This is a genomic window from Olsenella absiana (assembly GCF_036408855.1).
Classification (GTDB): domain Bacteria; phylum Actinomycetota; class Coriobacteriia; order Coriobacteriales; family Atopobiaceae; genus Olsenella_K; species Olsenella_K absiana.
This window is the reverse complement of the sequence record NZ_JAZGJQ010000016.1, coordinates 1-15,408: the sequence shown is the minus strand read 5'-3', so window position 1 is coordinate 15,408 and position 15,408 is coordinate 1. Positions and strand designations below refer to the sequence as shown.

At 71.6% G+C, this 15,408-nt stretch carries 13 protein-coding genes; 8 read left to right on the top strand and 5 right to left on the bottom strand.

The genetic code is table 11. From position 1 onward, the window contains the following. The first annotated feature begins 307 nt into the window (after positions 1-307). Positions 308-1,657: a cysteine desulfurase family protein gene (locus VXJ25_RS09560; RefSeq protein WP_330958990.1), complete on the top strand. Its 1,350-nt coding sequence runs from the start codon at positions 308-310 to the stop codon at positions 1,655-1,657. A 4-nt stretch (positions 1,658-1,661) separates the two neighbouring features. After that, positions 1,662-2,783 carry a tRNA 2-thiouridine(34) synthase MnmA gene (gene mnmA / locus VXJ25_RS09555; protein WP_330958989.1) on the top strand — a complete coding sequence of 374 codons (1,122 nt, stop codon included), beginning with the start codon at positions 1,662-1,664 and terminating at the stop codon, positions 2,781-2,783. Here the strand turns inward: mnmA and VXJ25_RS09550 are convergent. From VXJ25_RS09550 to VXJ25_RS09535, 4 genes are all read right to left on the bottom strand, one after another. Continuing rightward, positions 2,780-3,610 (bottom strand): YaaA family protein, encoded by an 831-nt coding sequence (locus VXJ25_RS09550; RefSeq protein WP_330958988.1) that lies wholly within the window; start codon positions 3,608-3,610, stop codon positions 2,780-2,782. The two genes, mnmA and VXJ25_RS09550, sit on opposite strands and share 4 nt — an antisense overlap. Positions 3,611-3,617: 7 nt before the next feature. Next, entirely contained in the window at positions 3,618-4,454 is an 837-nt protein-coding gene (locus tag VXJ25_RS09545; protein WP_330958987.1) for a tyrosine-protein phosphatase, read from the bottom strand. 133 nt (positions 4,455-4,587) lie between these two features. Beyond that, entirely contained in the window at positions 4,588-5,697 is a 1,110-nt protein-coding gene (locus VXJ25_RS09540; protein WP_330958986.1) for a hypothetical protein, read from the bottom strand. After that, complete coding sequence (locus VXJ25_RS09535) at positions 5,582-6,247, bottom strand: RNA polymerase sigma factor (protein ID WP_330958985.1); 666 nt, start codon at positions 6,245-6,247, stop codon at positions 5,582-5,584. Before VXJ25_RS09535 ends, VXJ25_RS09540 begins: the two co-directional genes overlap by 116 nt. A 303-nt stretch (positions 6,248-6,550) precedes the next feature. Here VXJ25_RS09535 and VXJ25_RS09530 point away from each other — a divergent pair, with 303 nt between their 5' ends. From VXJ25_RS09530 to VXJ25_RS09510, 5 genes are all read left to right on the top strand, one after another. Beyond that, the gene (locus tag VXJ25_RS09530) at positions 6,551-7,561 is read left to right on the top strand and encodes a CobW family GTP-binding protein (protein WP_330958984.1); all 1,011 of its coding nucleotides are present in this window, start codon (positions 6,551-6,553) and stop codon (positions 7,559-7,561) included. Positions 7,562-7,669: 108 nt separating this feature from the next. Next, positions 7,670-8,362, top strand: a complete 693-nt coding sequence (locus tag VXJ25_RS09525) for a corrinoid protein (RefSeq protein ID WP_330958983.1) — start codon at positions 7,670-7,672, stop codon at positions 8,360-8,362. Continuing rightward, positions 8,355-9,485: a uroporphyrinogen decarboxylase family protein gene (locus VXJ25_RS09520; protein ID WP_330958982.1), complete on the top strand. Its 1,131-nt coding sequence runs from the start codon at positions 8,355-8,357 to the stop codon at positions 9,483-9,485. Before VXJ25_RS09525 ends, VXJ25_RS09520 begins: the two co-directional genes overlap by 8 nt. Continuing rightward, complete coding sequence (locus VXJ25_RS09515; RefSeq protein WP_330958981.1) at positions 9,486-10,988, top strand: ASKHA domain-containing protein; 1,503 nt, start codon at positions 9,486-9,488, stop codon at positions 10,986-10,988. Between the two features lie 28 nt (positions 10,989-11,016). After that, positions 11,017-11,763: a uroporphyrinogen decarboxylase family protein gene (locus tag VXJ25_RS09510; RefSeq protein WP_330958980.1), complete on the top strand. Its 747-nt coding sequence runs from the start codon at positions 11,017-11,019 to the stop codon at positions 11,761-11,763. Between the two features lie 70 nt (positions 11,764-11,833). On the opposite strand, the gene VXJ25_RS09505 is transcribed toward VXJ25_RS09510, so the two are convergent. Next, positions 11,834-13,825: a glycogen/starch synthase gene (locus VXJ25_RS09505; RefSeq protein ID WP_330958979.1), complete on the bottom strand. Its 1,992-nt coding sequence runs from the start codon at positions 13,823-13,825 to the stop codon at positions 11,834-11,836. A gap of 245 nt (positions 13,826-14,070) precedes the next feature. On the opposite strand from VXJ25_RS09505, the gene VXJ25_RS09500 reads away from it, so the two are divergent. Continuing rightward, a complete protein-coding gene (locus VXJ25_RS09500) occupies positions 14,071-15,030 on the top strand; it encodes an NADase-type glycan-binding domain-containing protein (RefSeq protein ID WP_330958978.1) in 960 nt (319 codons plus the stop codon). Positions 15,031-15,408: the final 378 nt, after the last annotated feature.

The following is a 15,408-nucleotide window of genomic DNA, read 5'->3' as shown; positions in this document are numbered from 1 at the left end:
GCAAAAGGGATGCTAGAGGAGACGGAGGCAGGACGGATGCGGAATCCGTCCTGCCTCCAATTTCATCTGCCGTCCCTGCATGACTTGGTGCAACGGTGTTGCTTTTCGAAATTCAATTCACGAGCGCCAGTCGCCCGAGGGACGACCACCTATCATGTTCCGGTACGGTCCGGGCACATGGGGACCGCCTGCGGACCAGCTGAGACAGCCCGTCAGCGGCCGGAACGACCTGACAGGAGGGGAGCGAGAGGTGATGCGACCAGAGACGTCGCCGCGAGCAGCGCGCGGAGAGGAGCCTCGTCGGCCCATGTCGCGTCCGGCGGGGCCGCGAGCGGCGCAGCCCCGTCCCGACCTGCGTCCGGCGCAGAGCCCGACGCAGCGGACTGACGCCGCCCCCGCGCGCGGCGTCTACCTCGACTACGCCGCGGCGACGCCCGTCGCCCCCGAGGTGCTCGAGGCCATGCTGCCCTACCTCACCGAGCGCTTCTACAACCCCTCCGCCCCCTACGCGCTCGCCCGAGGCGTGCGCGAGGACCTCGAGGCGGCGCGAACCACCCTGGCGCACCTCGTCGGCGGCCGACCCGACAACGTGACGCTCACGGCGGGCGCGACCGAGGCGAACAACCTCGCGGTCTCGGTCGCCTCGCCCGGCGCCCACGTGGTCACCGACGCGATCGAGCACGAGAGCGTCCTCGCCTGCGTCGAAGCGCGCCCGCACGCGATCGTCGGCGTGGGGCCGGACGGACGCGTGGACCCCGCGGCCGTCGCCCGTGCCATCACGCCCGAGACCGAGCTCGTGACCATCGGCCTCGCGAACGGCGAGATCGGCACCGTCCAGCCGCTGCGCGAGGTCGCGCGCGTCGTCGCCGCGGAGCGCGTCCGCAGGCTCGAGGCGGGGGAGGGCCGCCCCATCTGGCTGCACACCGACGCCTCCCAGGCCGCAGGCCACCTCTCCGTGAACGTCTCCACGCTCGGGGTCGACCTCATGACCCTGTCCGCGGCCAAGGTCTACGGCCCCAAGCAGGTCGGCCTCCTCTGGGCCGCCGACGGCGTCGAGCTTCGCCCGCTCGTGCTCGGCGGTGGCCAGGAGGGCGGTGTCCGCTCGGGCACGGAGGACGTCGCCGGCGCGGTCGGCTTCGCCCGGGCGCTCGAGCTCGCGCAGACCCGGCACGCCACGGAGTCCAGGCGCCTCCAGGGGCTCTCTCAGCGGGCTCGCACCAACCTTGCGGCCGAGTTCCCGTGGGCGCGCTTCTCGGGTCCCACGAAGCCCAAGAGGCGCCTTCCCAACATCGTGCACGTCTCCTTCCCCGGCATCGAGGCGAGGCGGCTCGTGATCGCGCTCGAGCGCATGGGCGTCTCGGTGGGGACCGGCTCGGCCTGCGCCGCGAGCCGCATGCGCGTCTCGCACGTCCTCGACGCGATCGGCCTGCCGCGCTGGGCCTCCGAGGGGAGCCTGCGCCTGTCCCTCGGCGTCCCCACGACGGAGGAGGACGTGGACCTCGCGTGCGCCTGCATCGCGCGCGCGGCCCACGCGGAGTACGCGCGGATCGGCGCGGACGAGTGCGAGCTGGCAGCCGGCGGGGCCGAGCGCCTCTTCGGCGCGGGGCGCATCCGCCCGCAGGAGGCGGCGCCCGCAGGTCGGCCGCAGGAGGGGTGATCGCATGGGCACCAGCGTCTTTCTCGGCATGAGCGGCGGCGTGGACTCGGCGCTCTCGGCGGCCCTGCTCGTGGAGCGGGGCTATGACGTGCATGCCGTCTACATGCGCAACTGGTCGCGCGACCTGCCCGGGTTCAAGTGCACCTGGGCGGACGACCTCGCCGATGCGGAGCGCGTGGCGGTCACGCTGGGCGTCGACCTCGAGGTGTGGGACTGCGAGCGCGAGTACAAGGAGACGGTCGTCGACTACCTCGTCGACTCCTATGCGCGCGGCCTGACGCCCAACCCCGACGTCATGTGCAACCAGACGGTCAAGTTCGGCACCTTCGCCGAGCGCGCCTTCGCCGAGGGGGCGGACCTCGTCGCGACCGGCCACTACGCGCGCACCCTCCCGCCCGCCGCGCCCGGCGCGCCCGCGGGGCTCCTGCGGGCGGCGGACGAGCACAAGGACCAGACCTACTTCCTCTGGCGGGTCGACGGCAGGACGCTCGCGCGCACGCTCTTCCCGGTGGGCGACGTCCCGAGCAAGGCCGAGGTGCGCCGCATGTGCGCCGAGCGCGGGCTGGGCATCGAGTCCAAGCCGGACTCCGACGGCATCTGCTTCATCGGCGAGGTCGGCATCAGGCCCTTCCTGCTCGACGTGCTGAGCCGACGGGCGGGCGACGTCGTGGAGTGGGAGACCGGCCGCGTGCTCGGCCGCCACGAGGGCGCTTTCCTCTTCACCGTGGGCCAGCGCAAGGGCTTGGACCTCGGCGGCGGGCCGGCGCGCTATGTGGTGGCGACGGACGTGGGGCAAAACGTCGTCTACGTCACGGCCGACAAGGCCTGCCCCGGCCTGTGGACGTCCGAGCTCACCCTCTCGGACGTGCGCTTCGTCGCCGGAAGGCCTCCCGAGGACGGCACCTACCAGGTGCGCGTCCGCCATACCGGCGCCCTCAGGGAGGCCAGGGTGGAGAAGGTCGGCCCAGCCGCGGGCGAGCCCCTGCGCCTGCGGGTTCGCTTCCCGGAGCCCGTCCGCACGGTCGCGCCCGGTCAGAGCTGCGTCATCTACGACGGCCTCGCTTGCCTCGGCGGCGGCATGGTGGAGAAGGACCCGCGCACCCTGCCGGAGTTCGCTCGCGCCTAGGCGCGCGCGAACACGAGGGTCCCTTCGTCCGAGCGCCCCTCGTCCAGGCGGTAGCCGCGCTCGGCGAAGCCGGCGAGGTCGCCCACGTCCTCCACGCCCTGCTCGGCGCACCAGCGCACGAAGGTCCCGCGCGCGGCCTTGGCCTCGGTCGCGCGCTGCCGCAGGCGCCCGTCCTCGAGGGGCTCCCCGAAGAGGCAGGTGAGGACGCGGGGCGAGCCCCCGGCGCCCAGCGAGCTCCCGGCGCCCGGCCCTCGCCCGACCTGCGATCCGCCCCTGGCGCGCGGCCCGACGTGCCTGGTCACGGCCTTGGCGTACTCCACCGAGGCGAGGTTCACAATCGTGTCGGACTCCTCGGCGAGCGCGCGCACGATTCTGTCGCCCCAGAACGCGTAGAGGTCCTTGGCCCCGTCCACGGCGAGCTTGGCCTGCATCTCGAGCCGGTAGGGCACGACGCCGTCGAAGGGGCGCAGCACGCCGTAGAGCCCGGAGAGGATCCTGAGGTGGCGTCCCAGGTAGTCGAGCTCCCGCTCGTCCATGACCGCCGGCGCGAGGTGCTGGTACTGGATGCCCCGGTAGGCGACCACGGCCGCCGTCGTGGTGGGGTCGTCCGCGTCGGCGGGGTCCTCGGCGAGGAGGCGGTCGTAGTTGAGCCGGGCGAGCTCGTCCGAGCAGCGCCAGAGCCGCTTGCAGCCGTCGTAGCCGAGCTCGCGCATCGCGTGCGCGAGCCTCGCCGCCTCCTCGCGGAAGCGTGGCTGGGAGCTGGCGTGGGGCGGGCCGTCCACGACCTCCATCCGCTTGGCGGGCGACACGATGAGCGAGAAGGACATGTTCCCCCTACCTGGGCGTCGGACCGTCGGGCGCCACGAGGTAGCGGGCGCGGAACTCGGCGAGGCCGTCCGCGTCCAGGCCGAACTCCTGCGCGAAGTAGGCCTCGAGCGTGCCGTACTGCTGGTGGATCTCCGAGAAGACCCTCTCGCCGAACTCGCGGATGACGCCCTTGCCGAACTGCGCCACGAGGCGCAGCTTGGGCACAGCCGTCATGATCTTGCGGTGGCCGTCGATCAGCGCGCTGAGCTCGTCGCGGCGGTAGACGTTGGTGAGCACGTAGCTGTCGACCGCCGCCTCCTCGTCGTAGCCGAGCGCGCACAGGATGAGCATGGCTGCGACGCCGGTGCGGTCCTTGCCCTCGCTGCAGTGGAAGAGAAGCGGCGTGCAGCCCACGCGCAGGCGGGCGAAGAGCTCCTGGTAGGCGGGGTTGTCAAACGCGATCGAGGAGTAGAGCTCCATGAGGGCGGACGTGACGGAGCCCTCGCGGTCCGGGTCGGTGCGCCGCGGCGTGAGGAGGAGCCTCACGAGGCCGCCGAAGGACATGTCGATGTCGTGGCCGAAGCGGTCGATGGCGCCGCAGAGGCGCTGCTGCTCGACGCCGGGCAGGTCGGGGTCGGGCAGCGCCCGCGCCTCGCGGGCGCTCCTCAGGTCGAGCACGTAGCGCAGGCCGAAGGTCTGGAGCGTCTCGAGCTCGGCGGGGTTGAAGCCTCCGGGAGCCGCGGAGCGGTAGACGAGCCCCTTGCGCATCATGAGCCCGGAGGGCATCACGTTGCCGCCGAGGTCGCGCAGGTTGCACTCGTCGCGGAATCCGGGGACGTAGGTCGGGAGGCGGTCCAGCTTCATGGGGCTCTCTCTGTCGGGCGTGGGTGGGGTTGGGGCCGGCGGGAGGAGGCCCCGGTCTCCCATTATAGGGAGCCCGGGGCCCGTCCGAGCCTCATCTTGCGTGCGGCGCAGGTCGCGCTGCTAGCGCCCGGGGCTACGGCCTCGCGGTCACGCCGGCGAAGCTGACGGAGACGACCTGGTCGGGGTCGACCACGCGGTCGAGGAAGGCGCCCATCTCGCACACCGTCCGGCCGCCCTCGACGCGGGCGGTCGCGGCGCCTGAGGGGACGGAGAAGGACGTGCCGTCGGCCATCGTCACCACGATGTCGCCGAGGTCGAGGTAGGAGGGCGACCACTGGCCGCTCGCCGGCGCCTGTTCGACGCCGTCGACCGCATAGTCGACGGTGACCGCGACGGGCGAGACGCTCACGCTCCGCACGCTGCCCGGTGTCCCCGCGACCGTGAGGTCGCCCGTGGCCGCGAGCTCGCGGGCGTAGCTCTCGTAGTCGAGCTTGAACTTGAGGTCCCAGGCGCCCGAGGCGACCGTCCGCGTCGCCTGCCACTGCGGGTCGACGGCGCTGATTCCGTGGAAGCTGGTCCTGACCGTGGCGCCCACGAGGTCGGCGTCGGTCGTGGCCTGCACGACGAGCTGGATGGCGTCGTCTTGGGGGTCGGCGTCGTAGAAGTAGGAGGCGCCGCCCGAGCCGAGCGCTCCGTCGACGCCCTGGTCGAAGTCGGCCACGAGGCGCTGGCCATCGAGCAGCAGCGTGCCCCCCTCGTCGGTCGTGACCTCGCCCAGGGGCTGGCCGTCCGCGCGGCGGATGCTGTAGACGACCACGTAGTTGTGCTCGTCGCCCACGATCGCGTCCGCCGAGATGGTGACGCCGCCGCTCGTCGCCGCCGCGTTCACCGGGCGCCCGACCCTGCCCGCGACCTCGGTCGGGGCGGTGGCGCCGAAGAACACGTCGTCGATGGCGCTCGCGACCCCGACGAGCTGGCCGCTCGCGTAGGCGTGGGCGCCCGCGCCCACGGCGAGCACGACGCCTGCGGCGACCGCCGCACGCGCGAGCCAGCCGCGCGCCCGCCCCGTCCGCCGCGCCGAGCCCCGCCCGGCCTCGGGCGCCGGGCGCGCGTCGTCCCGCGCGCCGTCAGCGCGCCCCGACGCCGCCGAGGCGACCGCCTGCGCCATCCTCTCGCGCTGCTCCGGCGTCAGCGAGATCCGGCCCATCTCCCTGCGGTACTCCTGCACCATGTCCTTCTCCATGTCCCTTCCCCTCCAACCTCTCTCGCAGCTCCTCCCTTGCACGGGAGAGCCTCTTGGCCACGGCCGACTGCGACGCCTCCGTGGCCCTGGCGATCTGCGCGATGCTCATGCTCTCGTAGTAGTGCAGGTACACGGCCTCGCGGTACAGGGGCGGAAGCCCCATCACCGCCCTCGTGACCCGCCCGGGCAGCTCGTCCTCCTCGAGCGAGCCGGCCACCTCGTCCTGGCCCGTCGCGCAGGCGAGCTCGCCCACCGCGTCGAGCGCGACCTCGCGCCTCCTGGAGGCGCTCCGGAGGACGTCCTTGCAGGCGTTGGCCGTACACCGGATGACCCAGGCCCTCTCGTGCTCCGGCCCCCGGAACGGCTCGCGCCGGCAGACGAGCTTGCAGAGCACGTCCTGACTCACGTCCTGGGCGTCCTCGAGCGAGCCCAGGTAGGTGTAGGCGAGCCGCAGCGCCAGGTCGCCGTACTCGTCGACGAGCCGACGCGCCTCACGCTGCGCCTCCTCCGCCGGGGTCGCCCCGCCTGCGCGCCTTGCGTCCCTTGCCATCTCCGACCTCCTCTCCATCGGTCTCCTGCCTTTGCCTACAACACGAGCTACGGCGGCAAACCTGACATCCCATCGCGCCGCACGCCGTCTGCCCTCGCGTCCCCGGTGCCACCCTTGCCCCACGCCGCTGTTTTATCATCGCCTCCTCCGTTCTGGAGTCTCGGAAGGTCGGCTATCGTCGGTCTGTTATGGTCCCATGGGCGAGAAGGACGCGGCGTCCCAGCCGCGACCAGGCAGGGAGGATGGTCTTCGGTGCTCTTCGAGGGTGACACACGGGAAGGGGGCTCGCCTTCGCGGGCGGGCGTGACCAAGGTCGACCTGGTCGTCGGCTTCCTGGGGGCCGGCAAGACCACGCTCGTCAACCGCATGCTCGCCGACGGCCTCGCGGGGGAGCGCCCCGTCATCGTGGAGAACGAGTTCGGCGACGTCGCGGTGGACGGCGACCTCATCCCCGAGGGGGAGGCCCAGGTGCGCACCCTGGCCTCCGGCTGCATCTGCTGCACGCTGCGCGGCAGCTTCCTCGACTGCCTCGACGAGGTGGTGGGCACGCTCGCCCCTTCCCGCATCGTGATCGAGCCCACGGGCCTCGCGAACCTGCCCGACCTCCTCACCATCGTGCGCGACGCCTCCTCGCGGCTGCCGTGCCGCCTCAACTCCGTGACCTCGGTCGTCGACGCCTCCTGCGTGGCCGAGATGCTCGAGTTCGCCGGCGACTTCTACGCGTCGCAGGTCCGCGACGCCACCCTCGTCGCCCTCACGCACACCGCCGGCCTCGGCGCCCCCGAGCTCGAGGGTGCCCTGCGCGCGGTGCGCTCCCTCACGTCCTGCCCTGTCATGGACGTCGACGCGGCCGGGGGCCTCGAGGTCCTCGCGGCCTCGGAGGCGGCGCTCGAGGAGGCGGCGTCCCTCGGGACCCGGGGCGAGAAGGACGCGGGCGAGAAGGACGGCGCGCCCCGTGGCTCGCGCGGCCACGACGGGTGCGCCCACGACGCCCACGGCCACGACGCCCACGGCCACCTGCACGCGCCGGGCGGCTTCGGGTCCTTCTCGTTCCTACCGGGGCGGACGTTCTCCGAGGAGGACGTCGACCTGCTGCTGGAGGGGCTGCGCCGCGTCCGGTCGGGGCGCGTGCTGAGGGCCAAGGGCTTCCTTGCCCGCAAGGACAGATGCGGCCTCGAGCACGTGGAGCTCGCCGCCGGCGGGGCCGGGCACGAGTGCTCCGCCTATCGGGGCGACCCGAAGCTCGTCGTGATCGGCCGCGGCCTCGACGGCGACGAGCTAGCGCGCATCGTCGGGGCGGAGCCCGAGCCGTAGGGCCGGCTCGGGGGCATCGGCCGCGGGCCGAGGGGCGAGCAGGCCCGGGGACGGCAACTGCGTACGTACGTCCGGCGGTGCGCCGGCCGAGAGAGAGGAAGGCGCCAGATGGCTGCCAGGAGCAAGGAGGAGCTCATCGGCGAGCTCAGGGACTGCGTCGTCGACATGGAGGACGAGCGGGTCGCGGACGTCGCGCGCGAGTACGTCGACGCTGGCTACGACGTGCGCGACGGCATCTTCGACGGGCTCGTCGCCGGCATGAACCGGGTCGCCGAGCTCTACGAGGAGGAGGAGTACTTCATCCCCGAGCTGCTGATCTGCTCGGACGCGATGTACAACGGCCTCGACGTGATGAAGCCCATGCTCGAGGGCTCGGACGCCCCCCAGAAGGGAACGGTAGTGATCGGTGTGGTCCAGGGCGACACGCACGACATCGGCAAGAACCTCGTCAAGATCATGCTCGAGTCCTCGGGCTACCGCGTGGTCGACCTCGGCCGCGACATCGCGCCCGAGCACTTCGTCGAGGCCGTGCGCGACAACGACGCCGACGTGGTCGCGATGTCGACCCTGATGAGCACCTCGATGGCGAACATGGGCAAGGTCGTCGAGGCGCTCGAGGCGGCGGGCCTGAGGGGGCGCGTCAAGGTCATCGTCGGCGGCGGCCCGATCTCGCAGGCCTTCTCCGACAAGATCGGCGCGGATGGCTACTCGCGCACGGCGACCGACGCCGTGAAGCTGCTCGACCGGCTCCTGGGCTACGCCGACGCCGGCGCCGAGTCGCCCGAGGCCTCCCGTGCCTAGCCCGGCAGGCCGGCCGGGCCCCGGGCGCCCGCTCGCGCCCGGGCAGGCGGTCCCGAGCGAGCGCGAGCGGCTGCTCTCCATCCTCGCCGGCGCCGGCGCCGACCGTCCGGCCTGCGTCATCCCCGGCGGCATGATGAACATGACGACGACGGAGGTGGCGCGCGCCGCCGGCGTGGGCCTGCCCCAGGCGCATACCGACCCCGCCGAGATGGTGCGCCTCGCCCGCGCGGCGCACGACCTCGCGGGCATCGAGAACTACGGCGTGCCCTTCTGCATGACCGTGGAGGCCGAGGGCATGGGCGCCCGGGTCGACCTCGGCGGCGCGACGTGCGAGCCCCACGTGGTGAGCGGCGCCATCCCGAGCGCCGCCGACCTGGGCGAGCTGCGCCCGCTCGACCCCACCCGCGGGCGCGCCGCCACGACCCTCGAGGCCATCAGGGCCCTGCACGGGCTCGACGACGGCGTGCCGGTCGTGGGCAACCTCGTCGGCGCGGTAAGCGTCGCGGGCACGGTCCTCGACATGGAGGTCCTTCTCCGCGAGATGGTGCGCAGGCGCGAGCAGGCGCACGCCCTGTGCGAGCTCGTGGCGCAGGGGCTCGTCGCCTACGGGCGAGCGATGGTCGAGGCGGGCGCGGACGTCGTCTGCATCGCCGAGCCCTCCGGCACGGGCGAGATCCTGGGCCCCAGGCTCTTCGGCGCCTACACGGTGCGCTACCTGAACGAGGTCATCGCCGGCATCGGCGCGCCCGCGACCATCGTGCACATCTGCGGCAGGCTCGACCGCGTGCTCGACGAGGTCGCGCGGATCGACTGCGACGCCTTCAGCTTCGACGCGACGATCTCCGTGCGCGCGATGCGCGAGCGCCTGCCAGGAAGGGTGCTCATGGGCAACGTCTCCACCTTCGCCCTGGAGGAGGCGACGCCGGAGAAGGTCCGGACGATGACCGGGGTCACGCTGCGCTCCGGCGTCGACGTGGTGGCGCCGGCCTGTGGCATCTCGATGTCGACGCCGACGGAGAACCTCAGAGCGATGACGGACGCGGTGAGGCGGTGGGCTCCCGGCAGGCAGGGAGCGCTCGGCCGGGCGAGCGCGTCGCAGACGACGAGCAGGGGGGAGCGATAGATGCCCAAGGTGCGTCTCCTGCGGGAGAACGAGGAGGTCGAGTGCGAGCGGGGGACGAACCTCTACGCCCTCCTCGCCGCGCGGGACCTGGTGGACGGGCCCTGCGGCGGCAAGGGCGTCTGCGGCAAGTGCGCGGTCGGCGTCGACGGCAGGCGCGTCCTGGCGTGCAAGTACGCGGTCGATAAGGACGTGGACGTGGTCACCGCGCCCAAGGACGACATCGCCGACATCGAGGTCTCCGGTTACCACGTCGAGGTGGAGCCCGACCCGGCCGAAGAGGGCGCCCTCGGCCTCGCGGTCGACGTCGGGACCACGACCGTCGTCGTCACCCTGGTGGAGCTCCGGTCGGGCGCGGAGCTGCGCTCGGCCTCCTGCCTCAACTCCCAGAAGGCCTACGGCCAGGACGTGATCACCCGCATCCACTTCACGATGGACGAGCCGGGAGGCCTCGCGGTGCTCGCAGGGCTCGTGCGCGCGGACCTCGAGCGGCTTGCCGCGGCGGTCTGCGCGGAGGAGGGCGTCGACCCGTCGCAGGTGAGGAGGGTCGTCGTCAGCGGCAACACCACGATGGTCCACCTCTTCGCCGGCGTCGACCCCTCCTCGATCGCCCAGGCCCCCTTCACGCCGCGCCTCACGGGCGCCGTGCGTGGCACGGGAGCGGACTTCGGCCTCGCCTCGCTCGCGGAGGCCGAGGTGTTCTGCGTCCCCTGCGTCGCCGCCTACGTGGGCGGCGACATCGTGTCGGGCGTCGTCGCCTGCGACCTGCTCGCGCCCGCCTCCGGGCGCACGCTCTTCATCGACATCGGCACCAACGGCGAGATCGTGCTCGCCGACGCGGGCGAGCTCGTCACCTGCTCCTGCGCCGCCGGCCCCGCCCTCGAGGGCATGAACATCAGCTGCGGCATGCGCGCCTCCGCCGGCGCCATCGAGGACGTGAGGATCGAAGGCGACTCCCTCTCGTACCGTACGATAGGCGGGGGCGAGCCACGCGGCATCTGCGGCAGCGGGATCGTTGCCGCCGTGGGCCAGGGGGTCGCCTCCGGGGTGATCGGGCGCTCCGGGCGCCTCTCCAAGGCGTCGCCCCTCGTGGCGAGAAGGGACGGCCGCCTAGCGCTCGTCCTCGACGAGGCGCGGGGGCTCTACCTCACCCAGGGCGACGTCCGCCAGGTGCAGCTCTCCAAGGGCGCCATCCTCGCGGCGATCGAGGCCCTTCTCCACGACAGGGGCCTCGCGGCCGGAGACGTCGCCCGCGTGGCCGTGAGCGGGCAGTTCGGCCGGCACCTGAGCGCGGAGAGCCTGGTGGACGCGGGCTTCTTCCCGCGCGCGTGGGAGGAGCGCATCACCTACACGGGCAACACGTCGCAGTCCGGCGCGGTGCTCTGCCTCGTCTCGGAGGAGATGCGTGCGAGGAGCGAGCGGGTGGGGAGCCACGCGCACTACCTCGAGCTCTCGACGCTCGAGGGCTACGACAGGCTGTTCGTGGACGCGATGGCGTTCTGCTAGGGCGCCGGACGCGGAGGAGGGGGAGAGGATGCCCAAGTTCCTGCTCAAGAGCTGCCAGAACCCGGATTCCGACAGGGTCGCGGAGGTCCGCGCCGCCCTCGGCATGGGCTGGGAGGAGGTCTACGCGAGCCCGGAGGGGATCTGCACGCTCGCCCGCGCCGTGCGCGACGCGCGCGGCCAGGCCTTCTGCCTGCTGCCGTTCTGCCACACCGTGGAGGCCGAGGCCATGGGCGCCCGCGTCAACCTGGGCGACGAGGTCTCGGTCGCCCGCGCCGGCGAGCCCGCCTGCTCCTCCCTGCGTGACGTCCTGGGCATGGAGCTCTCGCTCGACCGCACGGAGCGCCTCCCCAGGATGCTCCAGGCGACCTCCAAGCTCGCGCAGTCGGGCGAGAAGGTCATGTACTCCGTGAGCGGGCCGCTCTCGATCCTCTCGTGCCTCATGGACCTGAGCGCCGTCTTCAGGGAGTGGCGCCGCGAGCCCGAGCTCGTGCGCGAGGCGCTCGCCCATCTCCGCGAGCAGGTGGCGCCCTACGCGCTGGCCGCCGCACGCGCGGGCGCCGCGAGCGTGGAGGTGGCCGACCCTCCCGCGGCCGTCTCCATCGTGGGGCCCCGCGTGGCGGCGGACGTCGCCACGCTCTTCACCACGCCCCTCATTGAGGAGCTGGGGCCGCGGATGCCCGCGGGGACGGAGGTCGTCCTGTGCCCGCTCGCCGCGACGGAGGAGATGCGCTCGCTCGAGTGCGCCAACGTGCGGGTGCGCTGCCCCAAGGCGTAGCCGGGGGACGTGACGGGACAAAAAACGGGGCCGGCGAGTGCCGCCGGCCCCGCGTCCTTCTCGCTCGGCGCTACTGTGTGAGCTCGAGGTAGAGCCAGCGGTACTGCTGAGCGGACCTCTCCCACGAGACGTCCTTCTCCATGTCGCGCAGCACCATCTGGTCCCAGCACCAGCGGTTGGTGAAGTAGAGCGTCTTGGCGCGGTTCACGGCGTCGTAGAGCAGGCCGGACTCGTAGCGGTCGAACGTGAAGCCGTTGCCCTGGTTGGAGAACTTGTTGTACGGCTCGACCGTGTCCTTGAGGCCGCCGGTCTCGCGCACGATGGGCACGGTGCCGTAGTGCATGGCGATGAGCTGCGTGAGCCCGCACGGCTCGAAGCGGGATGGGACGAGCAGTGCGTCCGCGCCGGCGTAGATCTGGTGCGCGCGGCCCTCGTCGTACATGATGCTGGAGCAGACCTGGCCCTTGTAGGCGTTCTCGAAGTAGCGGAAGGAGTCCTCGTACTGGGCGTCGCCCGTGCCGAGGACGACCACCTGCGTGTTGCCGTCGACCAGTCCGGGCAGGACGTCGCGGACGAGGTCGAGGCCCTTCTGGCTGGTGAGTCGCGAGACGAGGCCGATGACCATCTTGTGCTCGTCCTGCTCGAGGCCGAGCTCCTCCTGGAGGGCCCGCTTGTTGCGGGGCTTCTGCTCGAGGAAGTCCCCCGGGCCGTAGGGCGCTGCGATCAGCTCGTCGGTCGACGGGTCCCACATCTCGTAGTCGATGCCGTTCACGATGCCGCGCAGCTTCCAGGAGTAGTACCTCAGATGGTCCTCGAGGTGCTCGCCGTACTCGGGCGTCTGGATCTCCTGGGCGTAGGTGCCCGAGACGGTCGTGACCTTGTCGGCGTAGGCGATGCCGCCCTTGAGCGCGTTGGCCTCGGTCCAGTTCTCCTGCAGGGCGCCCATGTTGAAGACGCTGTCGGGCAGGTTGGTCCAGTACTTGATGGTGGGGATGTCGTACTTGCCCTGGAAGCGCAGGTTGTGGATCGTGAGCACGCACTTGGAGCGGCCGAGCGGCGTCCCCTGGAACATGGTGCGCAGGAAGACGGGCACGAGCGCCGCCTGCCAGTCGTGGCAGTGGATCACGTCGGGCGTCCAGCCCAGGAAGTTCAGGGCCGCGAGCGCCGCCTTGGAGAAGTAGCAGTAGCGCGGGATGTCGTCCACGAGGTTGGTGTAGGGGTTGCCGTAGGAGAAGAAGTCCTGGTTGTCGATGAAGTCGTAGACCACGCCGCTCTCCGCGACGTACTCCATGATGCCCACGTAGAAGCTGCGGCCGTCGGAGCACAGGTCCATGTCGAAGGAGCCGCGGTAGACCATCTTCTCCTGCCACTCCTGCTTGATGCAGGCGTAGCGCGGCAGGATGACCTTCACGTCGCAGTTCTGCCTGATGAGGGCCTTGGGCAGCGCGTACATGACGTCGCCGAGGCCGCCGGTCTTCACGAACGGGAAGCACTCGGAGCCGATGAACGCCACGCTGCGCCTCGGCTGGGGGAGCTCCGGCTCGGGCTCGGGTGCAGGCTTGGGCTCGGCTGCGGGCTTCGCTTCGGCCTCGGGCTCAGGCTCGGGTGCGGGTGCGGGCTCGGGCTCGGGTGCGGGCTCCGGCTCGGGTGCAGGCTTGGACTCGGCCGTGGGCTTCGGCTCTGCCGCGGGCTTCGCTTCGACCTCGGGCTTGGACTTGGCCGCGGGCTTGGGCTCAGGGGCGGTCTTGGGCGCGGGCTTCGCCTCCGCCTTCGGCGCTGCGGCTGGCTCGGGGGAGACGGGCTTCTCCGCCTTGGGCGCGGCCTTGGGTTCCGGCTCGGGTGCGGCCTCCGTCTTGGGCGCGGCCTTGGGCTTGGGGGCGACGACCTTCTCGACGTCCTTCTCGGGCTCCGGCTTGACGGTGGCCTTGGTGGCCGCCGACTTCTTCCTTGCGGACGTGCGCGTCGAGGCGCCGGAGGACTTCGCCCTGGCCGACGTCGTCCTCTTGGAGCGGGACTTCGCCGTTGACCGCCTGTTGGATGACTGAGAAGTGTTCCTTGCCATGATCAACTCCCAAGTGTCGGTGCGGGCCAATAAAACAATTGTCCTATTTGTACCGCAACTGCCGCTCGGGTGCCGCCGTGGCGGCGGGGAGGGGATGTTGCGCAACATTGTGCTGACTCCCTGCATATACCATTGCATCCGAAACGACCTCTACGGCGACGCCTCCGCGGCAGCCGCGCTCCTGTTGGGCAGCGGTGCCTTTGCGCGGGCGGCAGCCCTTCTCGTCCTGACCGGCAGGAGGAACGATGTTTTGCCCGAACTGTGGTGCCCAGCTGGAACCTGATGCGCAGTACTGCAACTCCTGCGGTGCGCCCGTCGTGCACGACGCGGCGGCGAAGGCCGCCCGCCCCGCACAGCCCTCTCCTGGCGTGACCGCCCCCATCTCCTACGCGCAGCCGAGCGCGGCTCCGGCGGAGCGGGGACGGCAGGGAGACCGGGGCGCCAAGGACGACGAGGGGCGCGGGCACACGGGGCGCACCATCGTCCTCACGATGGTGGCGACCATCGCGGCGCTCGCGGTCGCCGGCGCGGCCCTCGTCTTCGCAGGCGTCCTCCCCAACCCGCTCGCGGCTCCTGCGGGAGGCACAGCCAACGAGGCGACCGCGCAGGGCGCGGACCCGAACGACGCGGGCGCGCAGCCGGGCGCGGCGGCGGACGACGCCAAGGCGGACACCGAGAAGAACGACTCGGCGAAGGCGGACGACTCGGCGAAGGCGGATGACGCCGCGAAGGCCGACGACTCGGCGAAGGCCGAGGCTCCTGCCCCCACGAGCTTCAAGGGCATCACGACCGCCACGGCCTCGAGCACGCTCGGGACGGACGGCATCAACACCTACGACCCCGAGAACGTCCTCGACGGCAACCCGAGCACCTGCTGGGCGGAGGGCGTCAACAGCGTCGGCGTGGGCGAGAGCATCACCCTCTCGGGCGACGGCGAGCAGCTGTTCTCCGGCTTCAGGATCAGGAACGGCTACCAGAAGTCCGAGGCGGTCTACAACAACAACGCACGGGCGACGGAGCTCGAGGTGCAGGTGGACGGCAAGAAGGTCATGACCGTGACGCCTACCTCAAACAACTTCAGCAGAATCGACGAGTACAGCCTCCCCAAGCCGACGGCGGGGACGTCGATCACCTTCGTGATCAAGAAGGCCGTCGTGGGCGACAGGTACGAGGACACCTCGATCTCTGAGATCGTCGTCTACTGATCGCGTCCTGGAGAGGCGTTCCGGGGCTGCTGCGGCTGTGGCGGCTGCGGCGGCTGCGGGCACGCGGAGGGCGGCTGCTGCGGCCACCACGGAGGCTGCTAGGGGCCTGCCTGGCCGCGGTGCCAAGCCTGCCCGAGGCCCCGAATCCGTCGCGCCGAATGTGGAGCGTGAATTGAATTTCGAAAAGCAACACCGTTGCACCAAGTCATGCAGGGACGGCAGATGAAATTGGAGGCAGGACGGATTCCGCATCCATCCTGCCTCCGTCTCCTCTAGCATCCCTTTTGCTGCTGCTGGCTCCCGCCGGAAGGGAGACGGCGATGAGGGACGGCAAGAGGAAGCACATGGACAAGGATAGCAGGGTGGCCATCGAGGAAG